This window comes from Polaribacter sp. Q13, assembly GCF_016858305.2.
Classification (GTDB): Bacteria; Bacteroidota; Bacteroidia; order Flavobacteriales; family Flavobacteriaceae; genus Polaribacter.
Window position 1 is genome coordinate 1,781,804 of sequence record NZ_CP074436.1, and the last position, 23,286, is coordinate 1,805,089.

Genomic DNA, 23,286 nt, shown 5'->3' on the forward strand with positions numbered 1-23,286 from the left:
GTTTTTTAAAGTCTATTTTCTAAGCTCTTTTCTCTCTATTCTCTTCAATTTCATCTCTTCTCTCCAGCTATATAAAACCGGAACAATAAAGTAAGAAGTGATATCAATCACCATTCCTCCAAAAATTGGAATTGCCATCGGAATCATAATATCGCTTCCTTTTCCTGTGGATGTTAAAACAGGTAACAAGGCTAAAATGGTAGTAACTGTCGTCATTAAACACGGACGAATACGTTTTTTAGCAGCTTCTAACGCAGAAGCTCTAATACTCATTTTATCCGCAGGTTTTTCACGATCAAAAGTTTGTGTTAAGTACGTTGCCATAACCACTCCATCATCTGTTGCAATACCGAATAAGGCAATAAAACCAACCCAAACAGCCACACTTAAATTGATAGTTTTCATATTAAAAAGATCCCGCATATTCTCGCCAAAGAAACTAAAATTGAAAAACCAATCTTGTCCGTATAACCAAATCATTATAAAACCACCAGCAAATGCAACTGCAATTCCTGTAAATACCATTAATGAAGTTGTTATAGATTTAAACTGAAAAAACAGGATTAAAAAGATGATAGCCAACGCCAAAGGAACTACTATAGCTAATGTCTTTTCTGCACGTAATTGATTTTCATACGTTCCTGTGAACTTATAACTGATTCCTTTAGGAACAATTAATTCTCCTGAATCTATTTTCTGTTGAAATAAGGCTTGTGCATTTTCTACCACCGCCACTTCTGCAAAACCGTCAATTTTATCAAACAAAACATAACCGACTAAAAAAGTGTCTTCACTTTTTATTACCTGCGGACCTTGTTCATAACGAATCGTTGCCAATTCACTTAAAGGCACAGGACTCCCTTTTTCCACAGGAATATAAATGTCTTTAATGTCTTCTGGATTGCCACGTAATTCTCTTGGGTAACGTACACGAACTCCGTAACGTTCTCTACCTTCCACAGTTTGCGTTAAGGACATACCTCCAATAGCGACTTTTAACACACTTTGAACATCTTTAATAGAAATTCCATAACGTGCTATTTTTTCTCTATCAATATCAATCAATAAATAAGGTTTACCAACAATTCTGTCAGCAAAAACAGCTTCTACTTTAACGCCTTCTGCTTGCTTTAAAAGACTTTCTAATTCTAGTCCAAAAGCTTCAATTTGTTTTAAATCTTGCCCTTTTACTTTAATCCCCATAGGTGCTCTCATACCAGTTTGTAGCATCACTAATCGGGTTTCTATAGGTTGTAATTTAGGTGCAGAAGTAACTCCGGGTAACTTGGTAACTTTTATGATTTCTTTCCAAATATCATCTGGATTCTTAATTTTTGGTCGCCAGTTACGGTAAAATTCACCATCATTGTCTTCGATAAGTTGTCCGCTAGAGACCTCACAGGTTTTTGAAACCTGTGAGGTCTTTTCCATTGGCATAGAATTACTTACGCACAAACTACCGTCTTTCAATATAAAATAACCATCGGCATTCACTTTATAACGCTGTCTTTTTCCTTCGGAATTACGCATGTATTCCGGTTTATACTGAATCATGTTTTCGTACATCGACAAAGGAGCAGGATCTAAAGCAGACTCCGTTCTACCAGCTTTTCCTACCACAGTTTCAATTTCTGGAATGGTAGCAACTGCCATATCTAATTGCTGTAACACACGTTTATTTTCTTCAACTCCTGCATGCGGAAGGGAAGTTGGCATCAGTAGAAAAGATCCTTCATTTAAAGAAGGCATAAATTCTTTTCCTGTATTGCTCATAATCCAAATTCCAGAAACAAGAACTGTAATTGGAACCATTAAAAACAACATCTTATTCGCTAAAGCCCATTGTAAAATTTGTCCGTAATATTTTCTAAAAATAGAGAACAGTCCTAAAATTCCGAAGCAAATAATAGCCACAAAAATTAAGTTGATAAAAATACTACGATTAAAACCTAAAGGTCTCCAATATTCTGCCAATAGAAACACAATTGCCGCCGAAGAAATAATGATATTTACAAGGTTTACTTTTTTACTATCTAGTTTTCCTAAAATGCCTAATAAGCCCAAAATTCCGAAAGCAACGACTATAAGACCTAACCAAAACCCACTTATTACAATTACAATTCCGGCAAGGATTAAAGCACCACTTACAATATATTTAAATGAATTTTTTAGCGTTGTTTTACGGAATAAAAAAGCTGCTAAAGGCGGAATTATAAACAAAGCTATCACTAAAGAAGCAGATAATGCCATCGTTTTTGTAAAGGCCAAAGGTCTAAATAACTTCCCTTCTGCACCAACCATCGTAAATACAGGTATAAAACTGATAATTGTTGTTAAAACCGCTGTTAATATAGCTCCGGAAACTTCCGCGGTAGCGTTGTAAATAATTTCGTTTATTGAAAGTTTATTGTTTTGAACATTAGAAATCATAGATTCCTCGTCGCTCGTACCTTGCTCTGTCGGAATGACATTTTCACTCTTCACTCTTAACTTTTCACTCTTTACTTCATTTTCATCAAGATGGCGAATCATATTTTCGGCAAGTATTACGCCTACATCTACCATGGTTCCAATAGCAATTGCAATACCAGAAAGTGCTACAATATTTGCATCCACATTAAATAGTTTCATCGTCACAAACACCATTAAAATAGCTACAGGTAACAATCCTGAAATTAAAAGAGAAGCTCTTAAATTAAAAACCATTACAATAATTACTAAAATGGTAATTAAAATCTCTAAAGTTAATGCTTCGGTAAGTGTGTCTAAAGTTTCTACAATAAGATCTGATCTGTCATAAAAAGGAACCACTGTTAGTTGAGATGTTCGTCCGTCTGCTAATACCTTCGTTGGCAAGCCTCCTTTTAGTTCGTCTATTTTTTCTTTTACATTGGTAATTACTTCCATAGGATTTGCTCCATATCTAGCAACTACAACACCACCAACAACTTCTGCGCCTTCTTTATCTAATAAACCACGTCGTGCTGCAGGACCTAGAGAAACTTTTCCAATGTCTTTAATTTTAATAGCAGTAAAATCTTTAGAAGTTACCACTGCGTTTTCAATATCTTCTACCGATTTTATATATCCTAAACCACGTACTAAATATTCAGCTTGATTTATTTCTAAGGTTTGTGCACCAATATCTTGATTGCTACTTTTAACCGCTTTTACAACTTGATTTAAACCAATATTATACTGACGCATTAATTCTGGATTCACATCTACTTGATATTCCTGAACATAACCACCAATAGAAGCTACTTCTGAAACGCCACTTGCAGACGATAAAGCATACTTAACATAGTAATCTTGTATGCTTCGTAATTCTTGTAAATCCCAACCACCAGTAACGTTTCCGTCTTTATCTCTACCTTCTAAGGTGTACCAATATACTTGACCTAAACCTGTGGCATCTGGACCTAAAGCAGGGTTAACACCTTCTGGCAATAAACCGCTTGGTAGTGAATTTAATTTTTCTAAAATTCGACTTCTACTCCAATAAAACTCGATGTCTTCTTCAAAAATGATATAAATACTAGAGAAGCCAAACATAGAAGAACTACGAATGGTTTTTACTCCAGGAATACCCAATAAAGAGGTTGTTAAAGGATATGTAATTTGGTCTTCGATATCTTGTGGCGAACGACCATCCCACTTTGTGAATACAATTTGTTGATTTTCACCAATATCTGGTATGGCATCTACAGCCACAGGATCACTTGGTAAAAAACCAGTATTCCAATTAAAAGGTGCGTTTACAGTTCCCCATCCTACAAAAAGGACAAGTAATAAAACGGCTACGATTTTATTCTCTATTAAGAATTTGATGCTTTTATTTAGCATTGGTTTAATTATTAAACAGTTAGAAAGTGGCGTTATCTTAAATAAGAAAACACCGAATACAGCAATTTATCCTAATGAAATAAATCACAGGATAATACAGTCTATTGTTTAAAAAATCAGATTAAATAGGTCTCGTCTAACTTAAAGATTTGCCTGTTAGCGAGCAGTGGTTCGTATTCTCCGTAAGAAGAAACATTGTTTTCTAAACCTTCAAAAAGGTTGATATAAGAGTAAATATATGAAGCTAAAAATACTTGTTGCTCAAAAGAAATAATATCTACTTGTAGCTGTAATTCATTTTGACCATCTACCATAAATTGTTTATCACTACAACAATTCTTTTTGATTACTTTACAATCCTCACTAGAAGGTTTCTCCATTTCCATTCCGCAACCTTTCGCTTTCTGAAACATGGCCGTTTCCACTAAATTATCGCCACAATAATGCATGCTTACAGTAAATGACATTGTAGAGAATAACACTACAAGGGCCATTATAAAGGACATTATTTTATGGGATATCTGTTTCATACTAGAAAACAAAGGTATACAAAATTAAATAACAAAATATTCCTTAAGAAAAGTTTAACTTAATCAACCTCCAATTTCTGCAGCAGTGTACATTAAAAAGACTTTCTCTATTAACTCTTTTTAAGCATTTTTGTATCACAAATATTCACTAACAATTTCCGTCGAAACGAATTGAATTAAATAAAGCGAATTCAAACTTATGATGTTTTTATTATACTCTAATCTAATTACACTTTAATCAAATGGAAAGTGCTATTTTTTGAAACACCTTAGAAAAATCAATTAAAAGAAAGTTATTAGAGTTCGCAGATATTTTATAACTTTCACAAAAAGCTACTTATGTGTTTTCATATTTCCTTAACCAAGTCTTTAAAAGAGCTAGAAAAAAAATCGAAGTTGCTTGTTAAGGATCCATTGTCTTATGAGCCTTATTATCATTTTAACGGTTGGGAAGCAAAGAGTTTAGCCATCGTAAAACAAGAAGACCCTACATTGATAGAACATGCGGCTTGGGGAGTTTTACCTACCGACTATCATGTAGAAAAAAGAAAATATTTCTTATTAAAAACCAACACCTTAAACGCGACAAAAGAACGCCTATTTGAAAGTAAATTGTACAGTCAGTTTATAAAATGGCAACGCTGTTTAATAGTAGCCGATGGTTTGTTTGAACCTCATTCTGAAGTTGGTATTAAAAACAAAATTCCGTACTACTTTAAAGAGAAAAACCATAATTTAATTGCATTTGCAGGTGTTTATTCGGTTTTAGCAGATAATTCTTTACATCAAAATTGCTCAGCTTCTATAATAACTACCCAAGCAAACGCTATGTTTAAAGAAATACACAATACACCAAATAAGTTGGGGAACTACAGAATGCCTTTAATTTTAGATCCCAGAAATTATGAAGAATGGTTGCATACTTCTGAAGAAAATTCAATTAAAGAATTATTGAATACTTTTACAACACAAGAATTGATTAACTATCCTGTTTCCACAGATTTATTTAGCACAAAAAAAGAGAGCAACCTCCTTTCTATTTTAAATGAAGTTCCTTATCAAAAAGGGTTATTTTAAATTACAAAGAAGCCGTTTAAATAGCATTTTAAACGCAAAAAAATAAAAATTCTTTTGATTAATTGCACAAAGAAACCAACAAATAAATAAGAGAGCAAATGAGTAAAGAGGTATCGTTTCAGAAACTATCAACGGAAGATTTTGAAGCATTAAAAAAAGCCAAACAGACTATGAATAATTTAGGTTGGGCTATTCGAAATGTAAATAAGATTGGTAACACCATAGAAGATGGTATGAATTACATTCCGGATAAAACATTGGTTCGAATTCAAAAAATAACCAAATCCGTGTTATTAACTGTTATAAAAGCTAATTTAATCACCATTCAAAAAAATAAAAAATTTAAAAAACCATCTAAACACACGTACAAAGCAATTGTAACCAGTTCTGGTGCATTAAGCGGTTTTTTAGGATCAACAACAGGTATAGGTACTTTGATTTTTACATCAGAATTAACCATAACCACCAAGTTTATTATGCGAACAATTTTAGATATTGCTCGCAGTGAAGGAGAAGATATTTATACCCTAGAAGGACAAATGGCTTGCTTAGAAGTTTTTGCTTTAGGCGGTGATTCTAATAAAGATGATGGTATGGAATCTAGTTATTATACTACGCGTATTGCATTAAATTCTGCCTTAAAAAATATATCTGCATCTGGAGTAAAAGTAGGTATTGAAACCCTTTTAAAGAGTGTAAGTTCCGTGGGAACAAATGTAATTACTAATTTTATTTCTAAAATAGCCACACAATTAAGTCTTTTAATTAGCGAGAAATTTTTGGCGCAAGCCATTCCCGTCCTTGGCGCCATTGGTGGAGCATCTCTTAATTTTGTATTTGTAAATCATTTTCAAGAAATGGCATCTGCTCATTTTAAAGTAAGACAATTAGAACGAAAATATGGAGCATTATTGGTTCAAGAAACTTACAATAGTATTTTGATCGAAGAAAAATAAAAAAAAACAAATTTCCAACCTTCAGTTTAAGCAACAAACTCGCCCCAAGGGTACAAGATCTGTTTTCGAAACAACTATTTTGCATTTCGAGGCAAGCCTCGGGCAATTACCATCGCTGTCTTACTGTGATCAAATTTAAAAAGATGATATACCTTACGTACTACAACAAATCTAGTTTTATAGTTTTATGGAAATCCGTAATTCTATATCAGTTCGTTTTAGTACTTTAGTCCTCCATTCATATGCTATGAAATTTAACGAAGATTCAAGAGTAAAAATCCCCTCAATTTTACATCTGATCAAGTTAGGATACACGTATCTTTCCTTGAAGGATAATAGTTGGGATTTAGAAACAAACATATTTACTGACATATTCTATGATCAGCTAAAAAACATCAATAAAAATCTTTCTCAAAAAGAAGCTGAAAAAGTTTTTACAGAAGTTTCTCTATCATTAGAAAACGAAGATTTAGGGAGAGCTTTTTATAAGAAACTGATAGATCAATCTGGAATTAAATTGATTGATTTCGAAAATTTTGATAACAACACTTTTCATGTAGTTACAGAATTACCTTATGAAAAAGATGAGGACAATTTTAGACCAGACATTATTATTTTAATAAACGGAATGCCACTTGTTTTTATCGAAGTTAAAAAACCAAACAATAGAAATGGTATTAAAGACGAGCATGATCGCATGCAAAGACGTTTTAAAAATAAGAAGTTCAGAAAGTTCATCAACTTAACACAGTTAATGGTTTTTTCTAATAACATGCAGTATAGCGATAATGATACTCAAATGTTAGAAGGTGCTTTTTACAGCACAACAAATTACAGAAAACCCATTTTCAATTATTTTAGAGAAGAAGAAACCTTTGATTTAGAAAAATTATTGTCTCCTATTTCTGATGAAACAGAAAATATTGTTTTAAAAGACAATAATTTAATCAGTATTAAAAATGCTGATGAATTTGCTTTAAATAAAAAACCTACTACTGCTACAAACTCTATTGCCACTTCCCTATTTCAAAAAGAACGATTAAAATTCATTTTACAATATGCCTTTGCCTATGTAGAAGAAGAAAATGGTTTAGAGAAACACGTAATGCGTTATCCGCAGATTTTTGCAACAAAAGCAATTGAAAATAAATTAGAAAACGGAATAAAAAAGGGAATTATCTGGCACACGCAAGGTTCTGGAAAAACTGCCTTAGCATACTTTAACGTAAAACATCTTACAGATTATTATCAAAAGAAAAATGTGATCCCAAAATTCTATTTTATTGTAGATAGAATCGATTTATTAAACCAGGCAGCAAAAGAATTTAATGCTCGTGGATTAATAGTTCACAAAGTAAATTCTAGAGAAGAATTTACAAGAGATATTAAATCTACCAATGTAATACACAACAGTTCTGGTAATGCAGAAATTACGGTTGTAAATATTCAGAAGTTTAAAGACGATCCTGATGTTATTAAAAACAACGATTATAATTTAAGCGTGCAACGTGTTTTCTTTTTAGATGAAGTACACCGAAGTTACAATCCAAAAGGGAGTTTCTTAGCCAATTTAGAATTAGCCGACAAGCATTCTATAAAAATAGGATTGACAGGAACGCCACTTTTAGGAAAAGAATACAATTCTAAAACCTTGTTTGGCGATTATATTCATAAATACTATTACAATTTATCTATTAAAGATGGCTATACTTTACGTTTAATTCGTGAAGAAATAGAAACCAAATTCAAACTGACGTTACAAGAAACTTTAGAGAAAATTAAAGTTTTAGAAGGTGATGCTGATAAAAAGAAAATCTTTGCACATCATAAATTTGTAGAACCAATGCTAAACTATATTGTACAGGATATGGAGCAAGCAAGAATTGCTATGGATGATACTTCTATTGGCGGAATGGTCGTTTGCGATTCTTCTGACCAAGCAAAAATGATGTTTGAAATATTTCAAGATAAATATGCTGTAAATGAAGCTTCTTATTTTTCACAAGCAGCCGAAGATCCTGAACATTATGGAAATCAAAAATTAGAAAAAAGCAAAGTAAAAAAAGCACAAGTAATTTTGCACGACGTTGGTACAAAACAAGATAGAAATGATTGGGTTGCAGATTACAAAGCAGGCAATATCGATTTACTATTTGTGTATAATATGCTACTCACTGGTTTTGATGCAAAACGCTTAAAGAAATTATACATTGGTCGTAAAATAAAATCGCACAATTTATTACAAACACTTACTAGAGTTAACAGAACCTACAAAAATCACAAATATGGTTTTGTAGTCGATTTTGCTGATATTCAGAAAGAATTCGATAAAACAAATCAAGATTATTTTAACGAGTTGCAATCTGAGTTAGGTGATGAAATGGAACATTATTCCAATTTATTTAAATCTGCGGAAGAAATAAAAAAAGAGATTGAAGAGATAAAAGATATCCTTTTTAAATTTGACACTATAAATGCAGAAGTATTTAGTCAGCAAATTTCAGAAATAAACGATCGCACAGAAATAAGACAAATTGCTAAAGTTTTAAACAACTCTAAAGAATTGTATAACCTAATTCGTTTATCTGGTAATTTTGAATTATTAGAACAGTTAGACTTTAGGAAACTTGTTATTTTATCTAGAATGACCAACGATAGACTAGCACTTATCAACACAAAAATAGCTTTAGAAACCAATTTAGAAACTAACAATATTTTAAATACTGCTTTAGAAGATGTCATTTTTGCTTTTACAAAAATAAAAGAAGAAGAAATGGTGTTGGCAGATGAACTAAAAGACACTTTACAAAAAACAAGAGAAATGTTAGGTGGTAATTTCGACCAGAAAGACCCTGTGTTTGTTTCTTTAAGAGAAGAATTAGAACGTTTGTTTAAAAAGAAAAATTTAAGTGAGGTTTCTAAAGAAGAAATGGAAGCCAATATAAAAGCCTTAAATGAAATTTACACCAAAGCAAAAAAACTAGAAAGAGAAAATCAGCTATTGAGAGCTAAGTATGATTATGATGAAAAGTATACACGAATCCATAAAAGATTGCTAGAGAAAAACCCGTTAACAGATAACGAACGTAAATTATTTGAAGCCTTAAAAGGATTAAAAACAGAAGTAGATAATGAGATTTTACAAAATGCAAAAATATTAGAAAACGAGCGTTATGTAGAAAAAATGATGATGCGTTTGGTGATTAATCAATTTAAAAACAAACAAAACATCAACATCAATGCAACCGATGTAAAACGCATAAATAATATTTTAGTAAAAGAATACATCAACGAATATAATGGAAATGTTGCTTAATAGAATATAAAAAGCAACTTCCGAAAAATACGCGGTAGTTCAAAATAAATAAAATGAACGAAATAATTATATACGAATCTAGCAACAATCAAATTGAAGTAAATATTCAATTTGAAAAGGAAACTGTTTGGCTTAACCAAGAGCAATTAGCTATTTTATTCGAAAGGGATAGAACTGTTATAGGAAGACATATTCGTAATATATTTAAAGAACAAGAGTTGGACGAAAAAGTGGTATGTGCAAATTTTGCACATACCACTAAACATGGTGCTATAGAAGGTAAACAACAATCTAAAGATGTAAAATATTATAATTTAGATGTTATCATATCTGTTGGCTACCGAGTAAAATCCTTACAAGCTACAAAATTCAGGAAATGGGCAACCCAAACCTTAAAAGAGCATTTAGTTAAAGGATATACAATAAACGAAAAACGTTTAGCACAAAAAGAACAAGAAGTACAAATTTTAAAAGATGGTATCACCATTTTAAGCAGAGTTATAGAAGAAAAAACAGCAGACAACCATTGGCTACCTGTTTTTGCAAAAGGATTAAGTTTGTTAGATGATTATGACCACGAAGAACTAGATGCAAAAGGACTCACAACAAAAGAAGCAGAGTATCCAAGTATTACAGACTATCAAAAATTAATCAATCAAATGCTTACTGAATTTGATTCTGATGTTTTTGGTAAAGAAAAAGACCAAAGTTTTCAAAGTTCAGTTGCACAGATTGAAAAAGGTTTTGGTACCACCGATTTTTACCCAAGTATTGAAGAAAAAGCTGCAATGCTTTTATATTTGGTGGTAAAAAATCATTCTTTTGTAGATGGAAACAAACGGATTGCAGCAGCTTGCTTTTTAAAATTCCTACAACAAAACAACATACTATTTAATAACCAAAATCAACCCATAATTAGTAATGACACCTTAGCCAGTTTAACCCTTTTTATTGCTTCTAGTAAACCAGAAGAAATGGAAACCGTAAAACGATTAGTGATAAGTGTATTGAATAGAAATAATTAAAAAATTACGAATTATCAATTACGAATTATGAAAGAAAATGTAGTACAAAAAATAAGATAATTAAAAGGTTCTCGATACAAAATTTCTGAAAAAGAAATTTCACTCGAACTGACAGAAAGGATTCTCTTTTATAGTTTTTACACTGTCACATCGAGTGATTTTGCTTTTCGCAAAATTGTATCGAGATGTTTCTAATTTTAAAATACAATCATAAATTTACATTAGCAATTATAGAAATAAAATCAATTAAATAATTACAAATGTCCGTTCGAGCGCAGTCGAGAACTTTAAAAATAAAATATCAGCTAAAATAGTATGACAACACAAAATTTTGAAACCAAAACCAAAGCATTAATAGACGATCTAAAAAGCGTTTGTGCAAACTATGGTTTAGGAAATGACGGAAACGAATTTAAAATAATTACCCAAGTATTTTTATACAAATTCTTAAACGACAAATACGTTTACGAACTAAAACAACTAGAACCTACTTTAGCAGAAGCCGAAGATTTTGATGCTGCTTTAAAAAGTTTATCCGCAGACGATTTAGAAATGTTAACGATGCAAATTAGCCAAGACACGGCAGTATTTGCGCCTAAAAACTTACTATCTCGTTTGTTTGAACAACAAAACAAAGATAAATTCTCGGAAATTTTTGATGAAACCTTTTTAGAAGTTGCCAGAGCAAATAACGATATTTTCTCGGTACTCACACAAGGTGGAGAAAAAGTGGTTTTGTTTGATGATATTAGCAAATATGTAACCGATAATAAAGATGCGTTTTGCAAAGCATTGGTTAACAAATTGGTTGGTTTTAGTTTCGAGCATATTTTTGAACAAAAGTTCGATTTTTTTGCCACTATTTTCGAGTATTTAATAAAAGATTACAATAGCAATAGTGGTGGTAAATATGCAGAGTATTTTACACCACATGCAGTTGCAAAAATTATGGCAGCTTGTTTGGTAACAGACAAAAACGTAACCAATGCTACTTGTTACGACCCAAGTGCCGGTTCTGGTACGTTGTTAATGAATATTGCTCACCAAATTGGCGAAGATAAATGTACTATTTACTCGCAAGATATTTCCCAGAAATCCTCTGGTTTATTGCGTTTAAACCTAATTTTAAACAACTTAGTACATTCCATACAAAACATTATACAAGGCAATACCATTTCTAACCCAACGCACAAACAAGAAAACGGACAATTACAAACCTTCGATTATATTGTTTCTAACCCGCCGTTTAAATTAGATTTTTCTGATTACTCCGCCTCTTTAGATTCTAAAGCCAATAAAGAACGCTTTTTTGCAGGAATACCAAACATTCCGAAAACCAAGAAAGACTCCATGGCAATTTATTTGTTGTTTATACAACACATTATGCACAGTTTGTCCGCCAAAGGAAAAGCAGCAATTGTAGTACCAACGGGTTTTATTACCGCACAAAGTGGTATTGATAAAAAAATTAGACAAAAATTGGTGGAAAGTAAAATGTTGGCAGGTGTGGTTTCTATGCCTTCTAATATTTTTGCAACTACAGGTACCAACGTTAGTATTTTGTTTTTAGACAAAGCAAATACCAAAGACGTCGTTTTAATTGATGCTTCTAATTTAGGAACCAAAGTAAAAGAAGGAAAAAATCAAAAAACCGTTTTAAGTAATGCTGAAGAACAACAAATTATTGATGTTTTTAACGCCAAAGAAATAAAAGACGATTTTTCTGTAGTAGTTTCTTATGATGATATAACCGCCAAAAATTACAGTTTAAGTGCAGGACAGTATTTTGAAGTAAAAATTGAATACATAGATATTTCTGCGGATGAGTTTACTACTAAAATGAACGATTTTGAAAGCAATTTAGAAACCTTGTTTGCTGAATCTAAAATATTGGAAAAGGAAATTAGTAAAGGTTTGAAAAGTTTAAAATATGAGTAATATGAAAACTTATAAACTTAGTGACCTTTATGAAATGAGTTCTGGAATATCTTCAAAGAAAGAACAAGCAGGTCATGGTTCGCCTTTTGCTTCTTTTAGTACTGTCTTTAATAATACTTTTCTACCTGATGTATTACCAGATTTAATGGATACTTCTGAAAAGGAAAAAGAAACTTATTCAATTAAAGTAGGTGATATATTTTTAACCCGAACAAGTGAAACATTAGATGAACTTGGTATGAGCTCAGTAGCAGTAAAAGATTACCCTAATGCTTCCTATAGTGGTTTTTTAAAACGACTTAGACCTACTCAAAAAAATATAACTTACGCTAAATTTATGGCTTTTTATCTAAGAAGCTATCTATTTAGAAAAACGATGAATAATAATGCTACAATGACTTTAAGAGCAAGTCTTAATGAGCAAATATTTTCATATTTAGATATTGTTTTACCTGAATATAATGAACAAATAAAAATAGGAGATTTATTCCACAAGATTAGTCAAAAAATAGAAATCAACAATAAAATAAACCAAGAATTAGAAGCAATAGCAAAAACGTTGTATGATTATTGGTTTGTACAATTCGATTTCCCTGATGCCAATGGTAAACCTTATAAATCTTCTGGTGGAAAAATGGTTTTTAATGAGGAGTTGAAACGTGAAACCCCTGTTGATTGGGAAGTTGGAAGGTTAGATGATATTTGTAATATAATTAATGGTTATGCATTTAAAAGCGAATGGTACAAGGAGAGTGGTGTTAAAATCATTAGAACTAAAAATTTTGAAGATGGATATGTTAATTTAAATGATATAAATTATCTAGAAAAAGAATTTGCATTAGAGTTTGAAAAATACCAGTTAAATCAATTTGATTTTCTAATGGTAATGGTTGGAGCTTCTACTGGTAAAAATTGTATTGTAAATTCTAATATATTGCCAGCATTGCAAAATCAGAATATGTGGAGATTTGTTTCTAAAACAAATAGTCAACTATTTTTAAATTTAAAATTGAAAAGGACTATATTAGAATTGGAAAGTACTACTAATGGAAGTGCAAGAGGTTTTTTTCAAAAGAGTACTTTTTTAAAGAAAAAAATAGAGATTCCAAACGAAAATCTTATTAGAAATCTATGTAAAAAAGTAAATCCTATTTTTCAGAAAATTGACAATAATTTAAAAGAAAACCAAAAACTTTCAGAATTACGAGACTGGTTATTGCCTATGTTAATGAATGGGCAAATTACAGTTGGTGGTGCAGAAAAAGAAATTGAGCGTTTGGGTTTGGTTGCTGAGGAGAGTATTAAATATGGGGAAAGATGAGTGAGTTTTTTAAATATAGAATAAAATTTATAAAAGATAACTTAAAATTTTTAATTGTATTTATTTTTTCAGTCTCATTGTCTTTAATTTTTATTGAAAAAATAAGTGTTTTATTAATAAAATTAGGCAAACATATTATTACTAATACTTATTCTTTCGAAATAGGTTATTGGATAATTTCACTTTTTTTTATTGTACTTTATATAGCACTAATTAGAAAAAAATTTATACATAACAAGAGAACTACTTTTTTAGTTTTTTATGTTACCATTATTTATATTTTATTAAGATTTATTTATACGCAGTTTATTGATTTTGCTCCTAATAAGTCAGATTTTAAATATGCAGATATCATACTTGTCCTATTTGCTGCTCATATTATAAATTTAATTGTAAATTTAGATAAAAACATTAAGATTAAAAGGCGAAAAACAGATGATGTTACAAACTTCTTTATTGAAGATAAAGCATTTGATAATGGGGAAATTGACAATGAAGCAATTCTTCAAAAACTTGTTGAAGTTGTAACTGATTTTAAACCAAATATTGCATTCAGTATTGGAATAAATGCTGTCTGGGGATATGGAAAGAGTAGTTTCTTAGAAAGATTTGATAAGGAATTCAAAAAGACAAACAACAAATCCGTATTATTCTGGTATCATATCTGGAAAAACAAGGGTTCAACAGCAATAATAGAAAACTTTTTTGATGAATTAAAGCAAAGTTTAAAACCATATTCTTCAGAAATTTCTGAAGATATTAATAATTACGTTTCTGCTATTTTAAGTCTTTCAAGTGGTGATTTACAAAAGATAATTTCAGTTGGTATGGAGCTGCTTTCAGAGAATAGTACTCTAGAAAAATACCACACCAAAATTAATAACACCATAAAAAAAATAGATAAACAAATAGTAATTCTATTAGATGACTTAGATAGGCTTGAGAAGGATGAAATATTAAATTCCTTAAAACTTATAAGAACCTTATCAGACTTTAATAATGTTGTTTTTATTGCTGGTTATGATAGAGAGTATGTAGTTAAAACTATAGAAAAATCCAAAGACAATTATATTGATAAAATTTTCAATGTAGAGATTAATTTATTGCCATTTGATCAAAAATTAATTGAAACAGAATTATTAAAACAAATAGACATTGCCTTTCCTATTAATATTTCCGAAACTGATAAAATTGGTTTTAATTATGGGTTTAAAAATTTATTCACTGAGAAACAATTAAACATATCAGATGTTTCTATAGATAATTTACATAACGATAACCTATATGTATGTGAAAAAAACAAATTGGGTTACAAAGATTTTTTAAAAACCTATAGAGATGTAAAACGTTTTATTAATGAGTTTAAATTTAATGCATCCCTTTCTGAAGTTGAAAAAAATGTAATTCCTGATGAATACATTTTATTTAAACTTTTAATTTATAAATATAGAGACTTACCAAATATAGTTTTTAATAAAATTGATGAACTTTTAAAGAAAGGTGTATTAGATTCTGAGAATAATAAGATTCAATTTTTAGGTGATTTAGCATTTAATGATGTTTATTGTTATGATGAAGAAGTAAAACTTAAAATTAAGAACATATTAGAAGGAATATATCCTAACGACGATATTGTAATAATAAATGCAGCTCTTTGTAAACTGTTTTCGGAAAAACCACAAAGGTATTATCAGTTAAATCAAAACTCAATTTCAAAGATTTATTATACTAATATTTATTTGAGAAATAATATTTTAGGAGCTGAAATTACTATTTCAGAACTTCAAGAAGCATTTGATGAAAATAACATTTTTAGTATTGCAGAGAGAGTTTCAAAGTTAAATTCTAAATCTAAAACTCAATTAATAAATGAAATAAAAGAATTTATTTTTAACAATCCTATAAATTCAAAAGAATCATTTATTGATTCATTAGAATCAATAAACATTACTTTAATGAATCAAGGTGCTTCTGTAAATCAGAGAATTGTAAAAATTTTAAATGATGGATACGTTAATGTATATAAGGAAAATAAACTTGAGTTTAAAAAAGAGATAGCAACAGTACTAGAATCCAAATTCATTGGTTATTTGGATGTTATATTACAAAGTTTACTGATTAACATTGAACGAGAAGAGAGTGGATTTTACAATGGACCGGAAGTCCAAAAATATAACGACAATCCACTAAATTCGGATGAAATTATTGGCCTATTATCTAAGAAACTAGAAGATTTAATAGCTGAAAAATTGAACGTAAAGCTGATCTTTGATTATTATTCTTCTATAATTGGAAAAATCGTTATTGGGAGAATTATTGTTTTATCAAATGAAGCCAATGAATTAATTCGAGATGATATTAAAAACAGATTTAAAGACTATTTAATAACTGCTCTTTTTGATTTTATGACAAAACCAAAAAAAGAAAGCGACTTTGTATTTCAACTTTGGGAGCCAAGTTTCTTTTTAGCAAATATATTTTCTAAAAAAAGCACTTATAATGAATTAATCGCTAACCCCCAAAAAGGCGAATTATATAAATTATATTTAAGTGAAGGCTGGGACAATTTTAATCATTTTATTCAAGATATGGATTTGTCAAATCTTAATTTAAGTGAACCTGATAAAAAGAGTTTCTTAAAGGGGAAAAAATTACTATACAAATTTATTAAGAACAATTACAAACCTCTTACTTGGGAGCAATACTCTGTTATTTGGAATGAGAAATAAATTAAATATAGAAAAATATATTACTACCATATCTAAATTAGATCCTTTAAGGAATTCAAAGTTTAAATACGATAGTGCCAGATGGGTAAAGTTAGAACCTGATTTTAAAAAACTTATTATTGACTTTGAAGACAAAAAAATTAATCGTGAAGAAGTAATTAAAGCCTATAGTGAATATTATTCAGGAAAGGGAGATCCTATAAGAGCGTTTATGTTAACAATGATTTGGGGATTTGCAGATACTGGTTATGGTACACATAGAACAAATAGTTATGTTTCAGTTCCATCAAATATAGCTTTAATAAAAAGCGCAATAGATGCTGTTAATCAGAATAATTTAAAAGTAGCCTTTAATGATTTAAAGAAAATTAAAGGATTAGGAGTAAGTTACATAACCAAGGTATTATACTTTGCTACAAGGGGTGCTAATCAAAGTAATTACGCTTTAATATATGACATAAGAGTTGCATCTTCTTTAGTACAATTAACAACACCAAAAGAAATTTTTGATATAGTTAGCGTTAGTCCTTCTTCAAAGTTTAAAGATTATGAAAAGTATAATGCACTAATACATAATCTAGCAATAAAGAATAAAATTGATGCTGAATCGCTTGAAATGTTTTTATTTAATCAAGAATTTTGATACTTCAAAAAAATTACATAATCGCTGTAACTAAAAAAAAATGCAAAATACCAGTATAATAAATCTATTAAATAATCTACCAGAGATCAACTTAACTGGAGAAATTCCATACAGTATTTTAAACCCATTATATAATCGAATATCTCAAAAGGAATTAGCACATAGTGAAATTATAGCATCTTTTCTAAACCCTAATGACTACCATAATCATGGTGTTTTATTTTTAAACCAATTTTTAAATGATATTGGGCTTAAAGATGAAGCGAAGAATCTTTCTAAATTTGATAATATTAATATTTACACAGAACGAAAAGTTAAAATTTCAGAAGACGCTAATTTACGACCAATAGATATATTAATTACTTGGGAATATGAAAATTGTAAAAACGCAATAATAATAGAAAACAAACTTAATTACGCACCAGATCAACCAGATCAATTAAATGATTATTACGAAGGTGTTATTCGAGAAGGATATAATGTAAAAAAAGTTATTTACATGCATATCGACCAATATATTATAAAGACGAAAAAGGATGTATCTAATGACGTTTTTACTTGTTTATTTAATTATAATGTATCACTTTTAATTGAAACCTTAAAAACCTGTAAAATAAAAAAATCATACTCTTATATTACAGAATATATTAATCTATTAAAAAATAATATCCAAAATTACAAGTATATGGAAACAGCTTTAAAAATTCAAAAGGATTTAATTGATAAGCAAGAGGAATTTAAAAAACTTGTGGCAGTTTCTAAAATTGTAAATAGTAAAGAATGGCATATCGCTAAATTTGACATTATTCAATCTGATTTAGTAGAAGGTTTTGTTAATGATGATCAATTGATTATTGGAGATGTAAATAAATCTAAAGCGTATAATTCTTATTATAAATCTTTGTATTTTAAAGATCAAACCTATTGGCTTGAATTATGGTCGGATGAAGATTCTGTAAATTTATATCTATGTTGTAAGGATGAAGATTCAAAAGTCCTAAACGAAATAAAATTCGGTGATCTTCATTTTAAATATGAAAGTAATTGGGATAATTGGCAGTATTATAACACAGATGGTAGCTGTATAGATTTCCCTTCTGATTTAGAGAGTTTTAAAGAACTTGTTAGAAAAGCTCTTAATCAATTAAAGAATTTAAAAGCTACTAACGAATAAATATAATTATCTAATTTAAAATGACAAAAAAAGAAGCGCTTGTAAAATATATTTCAGAAATGAATATAGATATGCTATCTCTTGTTTTAGAGAATGATACTTCTATAATGAATATTACCAAAGATCTTTTTTTAGAAAAGTTAGAAGAAATATTTACTGAATTAAAAGCAGTAAATATTAACGAGTTTTCTAAAGTAAAAAAAGGAGTTTCCGAAGATGATTCTGAAACCAATGGTTTAGAAGGCTATCAATTTATTACAGCAGATAAAAGCGCTTTAACATTCTTGTTTGAAGAAGAAAATGAAGATTTAATAGATATTTATAATTGTTATGAATTTAAACCAGATAAAGAAGAAACAACACCTATACTATTTTGCATTTGGAACGATGAAGAATTAAGTTACAGTCCAACTGATGAGTATATTTCTTTTACCACCAGAATTGATGCTTTTTATGCACAATTCGAGGCTTTAAAAAACACAATTATTCCATTAGAAATTTATGGAGATTGGTTTAAATTGGTAAAGGAACTTTATGATTGTATACCATTAAGAAAGTATTTAGAATATAAATTCTATTATGACTTTTCTAATTTTGTGGTTGACAATTTATTTGTACTTACTATTATAGAAGACGCTGAAAGAACTCAAAAAGCAGTTTCCGATTATAAAAAAATAGATATTTCTAATGAAATAGATATTTTAGAATGGCAACTTAAATATAAAGACATCAGATATGTTTTTAATGATTATTCTAAAAAGTTAGACAACTTTAAAGAGCGGTATTTAATAAAACATAAAACTGAAGATTCCATTATTTTAGATTGCTCTAAGTATAAGTTTTCGTTTGAATTTGCAGAAATAAGAAGTCAATAAAAAACTATAATTATTAAAAAAGAAGGGGGATTTAAAGTTTAACTTTTTTCATAAGAAAAAATCAAATTATCAAACGGCTTTTAAGACCATTAAATGTAACTAAAAATATGTGTAAAGTAATCAATAGAATAAAGTTCTGTACTTGTATAGATGATAATGTAGATATTGAAGAACTCAATCATTATTGGATTTTACACAGATATAATAAGGATAAAAACGAAAACGTTATGGGAACACCTGCATTACCTAGTGATTTACAACCCCATTTTGAAGTCAATGAAACTCTTTTAATAGATACTTTAAACACTACAGATGCATTTGACAAAAACATTGAACTAGAAAAAGGAGACAGACTTGAAGTTGTACTTTGTAATAACTCGAAAGATAATGAGCTCTACTATAATTTTAAGTTTACAGGAAAAAAATGGAAATCAATAGAATCTGACTGTTTTGATATAATGAACAATTTTGATGAAGTAAAAGGTGGAGAAATTAAGGAAATCTACTAAACAGAAATGAATAAATACGGTCTAACAGCCTTAAAAGCTGCGCAAAATTATAAACAATCTGATTCTATTCCAGAAATCTACGCTAGAGCTGCAAAAGAAATTTTCGAAACAAAAAGTTCACAAGATAAAGGTTGCCCGAAAGGTACTTTTTTAGGTTTGTGCGAAGAAGGTTTGGTAAAAGGAATTCCAAGAGGGAATTACACAAAATCTGTTAAGAATAAAGAATATGCTTTACAAGCTATTGAAATATTAAGATGGGCAGATAATAAAACATTTACTCCAAAAGAATTATGGACTGAATTAAACCTTGGTGATAAAAGATCTAATTCTCAAATGGATGTTGTTTTGGCACTTTGGGAGAATGGGTTGATTGAGAAATAAGAAATTGATTTGGAGATAAAAAAATAAAATATAATTATGATTATCTATAAAGATTACGAAAAACAGGTTTATGATTGGCTAATGCAAAAGCATGGAGTTGATGCTAGTTTTACGTTTTCATTGAGGCAGAAAGCTTCCAAAGGAACAGAGTTAGATTATTTTATAGGAACAGAAAAGTCCAATTATTTTGGAATTACCTTTTGGACATTACCAATTTCTTACCCAGGCTCATCCTCTGACTGCATTAATTTAATTTTTGAATCTAAAAACGATTATTATACCTACAAAATTGAGTTTACACAAACCAATTCACCTCAAGATACTCAAAATCAATCAGCTTTAAACCTTATTGAAGCTATTGAAACTCCAATAAAAGAAAAAATTGTATTACAAAGAGAAGGATCTCGAGATAAAAAAATGTTTGCCTATGTAACAAAACAACGATCGGAAAGTTATACCGATTTAGCAAGCATGCTTTTGGACATTGAAAAAGATTTAAACAGTATAATACCAATAATTAATAATTCTATTGAACAAGAGAAAATAGTAAACCCTGAATTTATAGCGCATAGAATTTCTAGTGAAGAATTTGAAAATATGCATTCTAGGTTAAAAAAGAGGTATGAAAAATATAAAGGTTTAAGAAATAACATTGAAAAAGTAATGAACTTAAAAGATGAATTTATTATTTGGCTTTTAAATAAACCAAAATCTAATTATTTCAGCAACGATAAAGAAAAACTAAGTAAATATTTAGATACATATAACACTTATTTTGATTTTGATATTTTTGAAGTTTCAAAATTTAATTATAAAAAAATTATAGAAGTCATTGATACTGCTGCATATCAAAATGAACAAAGTGAATTCTTTAAATTTAGTGATAGAGAAAGCAATCATAGACCAAGAGCTATATTAGGTAAAACTAATTATTATCAATTTTTGAAAGAAAAATTTGATCTAAAAATATTAAAATCACAAAAAGAACAAGTTAATTTAAAAATTGGGAGTTTAATTCAAGATTATAAAAGTGCTTTATTAAATGATAATTGGTTATATGTAGAATTATACAAATTTGAATGGGCTAATTGGTTAAATAAAAGAGTTGTTTTTGAAGAACAAACAGATGAAGAGATTTTAGAGCTCTGTTTGGCTTCTCAGAATGAAAACTATACTGATTCTAAAGGCGTACAATTTATAAAACAAGGTGCACGAGAAAAACTTAGCAAATACATTGGAATTGAAGATATTAAAATTTTTAGAGATCTTTATAATGGTATTGCGTTAGAAAACATAGATTATTCAGCTCGTAATATGAGTTTTCCTATTTTGTCTTGTTGGATGTCTGTTTTAGCTCCTGACACTGTTTTTCCTGCAAGCAGAACATCTTTTGCTGATATTATTAAAGAAGTGTTTTCAATAAAATTAAAGCATAGTAAAATTGATTTTGTGATTGCTATGCAAAAACCAATGCAGGAAATATGCTCTTTTTTATTAGAGGATGAAAAGATTACTGAATTTATTAGTAAAGAATTGCATAAATCAAAATTATCACAATTAGATGTAAACTGGTTAGTACAAGATTTTTTGCTGTATGTAGATAGGCATCCTAATTTAATAAATCCAATATCAGATACTGTAGAAGAGGAAGTAGAACAATATATTATGCTTGATAAAATGCCAACAAACCAAATTCTATACGGACCTCCAGGAACAGGAAAAACGTATTATTTAAAAGATCAATTATTTGATAGATATACATTAAAACAAACTTCAATCTCAAAAGAACAACATTTTGAAACAGTAATTAGTAGTTGTTCTTGGTGGCAAGTAATCGCAATTGCTTTACTAGATTTAGGAAAGTCTAAAGTATCTGGTATTTTTGAGCATGAATGGATTCAAAAGAAAGCAAGTTTATCTAATTCCAAGACAATTAGACCAACACTATGGGGTCAGTTACAAAGCCACACAATAAATGAATGTGAATTTGTAAATGTATCCAGCAGACAACAACCTTTGCTTTTTAATAAAACAAAAGACTCTTTTTGGGAAATATTAGAAGAGGAAGTTCAAGAATTAGTTCCTGAATTATATGATTTAAAGGATTCAGTAGATAATTATAGTCCAAATCCTGATACAATTATCAAAAACTACGACTTTGTAACCTTTCATCAATCTTTTGCTTACGAAGATTTTATTGAAGGGATTAAACCAATTTCACCAGAAGAAGGAGAAGAATCGAAAGATTTAGGATATGCAATTGAAGATGGTGTTTTTAAAAAATTATGTTTACGAGCAAAAAATGATCCTAATAATAGATATGCAATTTTTATAGACGAAATAAATAGAGGAAATGTTTCTGCTATTTTTGGCGAGCTCATTACATTAATAGAAATAGACAAACGTAAAGATGCCAAAAACGAAATAAGCATTAAACTCCCCTACTCTAAAACAGTATTCAGCGTACCTTCTAATATTGACATCTATGGAACTATGAATACAGCAGATAGAAGTGTTGAGGCTTTAGACACGGCTTTACGTCGTCGTTTTGAGTTTAAAGAAATGATGCCAGATTATGCTGTTATTGAAAATGAAGAAGTAGAAGGAATAAAACTTTCTGACGTTTTAGAAAAGATAAATCAACGAATAGAATTATTAATCGATAGAGATCATACCATTGGTCACTCTTACTTTGTAAATGTAGATACATTAGAAAAATTAGCCAATGCTTTTAACAATAAAATTATGCCTTTATTACAAGAGTATTTTTATGGAGATTATGGAAAAATAGGGTTGGTACTTGGGAATGGTTTTGTGAAAATTAATAAAAATGATACGATTCATTTTGCTAATTTTAAATATGACAATGCGAACGATTTTAAAATCGCTAGTTACGAACTAAAACATATTGATGAAGATACGGTTATTGATGCCGTTTTAGAGTTGTTAGGTAAAAAATAAATTTC

General features: G+C 29.4%; 15 protein-coding genes. 13 read left to right on the top strand and 2 right to left on the bottom strand.

The features are described 5' to 3' along the window. Nucleotides 1-12: 12 nt before the first annotated feature. Together JOP69_RS07460 and JOP69_RS07465 are read right to left on the bottom strand one after the other, a co-directional pair. Complete coding sequence (locus tag JOP69_RS07460) at nucleotides 13-3,846, bottom strand: efflux RND transporter permease subunit (protein WP_203394047.1); 3,834 nt, start codon at nucleotides 3,844-3,846, stop codon at nucleotides 13-15. A gap of 116 nt (nucleotides 3,847-3,962) precedes the next feature. Continuing rightward, a complete protein-coding gene (locus JOP69_RS07465; protein WP_203394058.1) occupies nucleotides 3,963-4,340 on the bottom strand; it encodes a hypothetical protein in 378 nt (125 codons plus the stop codon). Nucleotides 4,341-4,715: 375 nt separating this feature from the next. On the opposite strand from JOP69_RS07465, the gene JOP69_RS07470 reads away from it, so the two are divergent. The 13 genes from JOP69_RS07470 (at nucleotide 4,716) to JOP69_RS07530 (ending at nucleotide 23,281) form a co-directional block, all read left to right on the top strand. Further along, nucleotides 4,716-5,453: an SOS response-associated peptidase gene (locus JOP69_RS07470; protein ID WP_203394046.1), complete on the top strand. Its 738-nt coding sequence runs from the start codon at nucleotides 4,716-4,718 to the stop codon at nucleotides 5,451-5,453. A 98-nt stretch (nucleotides 5,454-5,551) separates the two neighbouring features. Beyond that, a complete protein-coding gene (locus tag JOP69_RS07475) occupies nucleotides 5,552-6,409 on the top strand; it encodes an EcsC family protein (protein WP_203394045.1) in 858 nt (285 codons plus the stop codon). A gap of 247 nt (nucleotides 6,410-6,656) precedes the next feature. Continuing rightward, nucleotides 6,657-9,725, top strand: coding sequence for a type I restriction endonuclease subunit R (locus JOP69_RS07480; protein WP_203394044.1), 3,069 nt, complete (start codon nucleotides 6,657-6,659; stop codon nucleotides 9,723-9,725). A gap of 53 nt (nucleotides 9,726-9,778) precedes the next feature. After that, nucleotides 9,779-10,750, top strand: coding sequence for a virulence protein RhuM/Fic/DOC family protein (gene rhuM / locus JOP69_RS07485; RefSeq protein WP_203394043.1), 972 nt, complete (start codon nucleotides 9,779-9,781; stop codon nucleotides 10,748-10,750). Nucleotides 10,751-11,065: 315 nt separating this feature from the next. Next, the gene (locus JOP69_RS07490) at nucleotides 11,066-12,688 is read left to right on the top strand and encodes a class I SAM-dependent DNA methyltransferase (protein ID WP_203394042.1); all 1,623 of its coding nucleotides are present in this window, start codon (nucleotides 11,066-11,068) and stop codon (nucleotides 12,686-12,688) included. Between the two features lies 1 nt (nucleotide 12,689). Next, nucleotides 12,690-14,009: a restriction endonuclease subunit S gene (locus tag JOP69_RS07495; protein ID WP_203394041.1), complete on the top strand. Its 1,320-nt coding sequence runs from the start codon at nucleotides 12,690-12,692 to the stop codon at nucleotides 14,007-14,009. Nucleotides 14,010-14,086: 77 nt separating this feature from the next. Beyond that, nucleotides 14,087-16,738, top strand: a complete 2,652-nt coding sequence (locus JOP69_RS07500) for a P-loop NTPase fold protein (RefSeq protein ID WP_203394040.1) — start codon at nucleotides 14,087-14,089, stop codon at nucleotides 16,736-16,738. Further along, entirely contained in the window at nucleotides 16,728-17,381 is a 654-nt protein-coding gene (locus tag JOP69_RS07505; protein WP_203394039.1) for a hypothetical protein, read from the top strand. Before JOP69_RS07500 ends, JOP69_RS07505 begins: the two co-directional genes overlap by 11 nt. A 40-nt stretch (nucleotides 17,382-17,421) precedes the next feature. Beyond that, the gene (locus JOP69_RS07510; protein WP_203394038.1) at nucleotides 17,422-18,555 is read left to right on the top strand and encodes a PD-(D/E)XK nuclease family protein; all 1,134 of its coding nucleotides are present in this window, start codon (nucleotides 17,422-17,424) and stop codon (nucleotides 18,553-18,555) included. Between the two features lie 20 nt (nucleotides 18,556-18,575). Continuing rightward, on the top strand, nucleotides 18,576-19,430 hold the full coding sequence (locus JOP69_RS07515; protein WP_203394037.1) for a hypothetical protein: 855 nt from the start codon (nucleotides 18,576-18,578) through the stop codon (nucleotides 19,428-19,430). A 107-nt stretch (nucleotides 19,431-19,537) separates the two neighbouring features. Next, on the top strand, nucleotides 19,538-19,939 hold the full coding sequence (locus JOP69_RS07520) for a hypothetical protein (RefSeq protein ID WP_203394036.1): 402 nt from the start codon (nucleotides 19,538-19,540) through the stop codon (nucleotides 19,937-19,939). Nucleotides 19,940-19,945: 6 nt separating this feature from the next. Continuing rightward, nucleotides 19,946-20,320, top strand: coding sequence for a hypothetical protein (locus JOP69_RS07525; protein ID WP_203394035.1), 375 nt, complete (start codon nucleotides 19,946-19,948; stop codon nucleotides 20,318-20,320). A gap of 36 nt (nucleotides 20,321-20,356) precedes the next feature. Further along, nucleotides 20,357-23,281 carry an McrB family protein gene (locus JOP69_RS07530; RefSeq protein ID WP_203394034.1) on the top strand — a complete coding sequence of 975 codons (2,925 nt, stop codon included), beginning with the start codon at nucleotides 20,357-20,359 and terminating at the stop codon, nucleotides 23,279-23,281. Nucleotides 23,282-23,286 lie beyond the last annotated feature (5 nt).

Excerpts from the sequence above, each read along its gene's own strand:
- JOP69_RS07470 (WP_203394046.1), top strand. The coding sequence starts at position 4,716 with ATGTGTTTTCATATTTCCTTAACCAAGTCTTTAAAAGAGCTAGAAAAA.
- JOP69_RS07490 (WP_203394042.1), top strand. The coding sequence starts at position 11,066 with ATGACAACACAAAATTTTGAAACCAAAACCAAAGCATTAATAGACGAT.
- JOP69_RS07480 (WP_203394044.1), top strand. The coding sequence starts at position 6,657 with ATGAAATTTAACGAAGATTCAAGAGTAAAAATCCCCTCAATTTTACAT.
- JOP69_RS07495 (WP_203394041.1), top strand. The coding sequence starts at position 12,690 with ATGAAAACTTATAAACTTAGTGACCTTTATGAAATGAGTTCTGGAATA.
- JOP69_RS07465 (WP_203394058.1), bottom strand. The coding sequence starts at position 4,340 with ATGGCCCTTGTAGTGTTATTCTCTACAATGTCATTTACTGTAAGCATG.
- rhuM (WP_203394043.1), top strand. The coding sequence starts at position 9,779 with ATGAACGAAATAATTATATACGAATCTAGCAACAATCAAATTGAAGTA.
- JOP69_RS07460 (WP_203394047.1), bottom strand. The coding sequence starts at position 3,846 with ATGCTAAATAAAAGCATCAAATTCTTAATAGAGAATAAAATCGTAGCC.
- JOP69_RS07505 (WP_203394039.1), top strand. The coding sequence starts at position 16,728 with ATGAGAAATAAATTAAATATAGAAAAATATATTACTACCATATCTAAA.
- JOP69_RS07530 (WP_203394034.1), top strand. The coding sequence starts at position 20,357 with ATGATTATCTATAAAGATTACGAAAAACAGGTTTATGATTGGCTAATG.
- JOP69_RS07520 (WP_203394036.1), top strand. The coding sequence starts at position 19,538 with ATGTGTAAAGTAATCAATAGAATAAAGTTCTGTACTTGTATAGATGAT.
- JOP69_RS07475 (WP_203394045.1), top strand. The coding sequence starts at position 5,552 with ATGAGTAAAGAGGTATCGTTTCAGAAACTATCAACGGAAGATTTTGAA.
- JOP69_RS07510 (WP_203394038.1), top strand. The coding sequence starts at position 17,422 with ATGCAAAATACCAGTATAATAAATCTATTAAATAATCTACCAGAGATC.
- JOP69_RS07515 (WP_203394037.1), top strand. The coding sequence starts at position 18,576 with ATGACAAAAAAAGAAGCGCTTGTAAAATATATTTCAGAAATGAATATA.
- JOP69_RS07525 (WP_203394035.1), top strand. The coding sequence starts at position 19,946 with ATGAATAAATACGGTCTAACAGCCTTAAAAGCTGCGCAAAATTATAAA.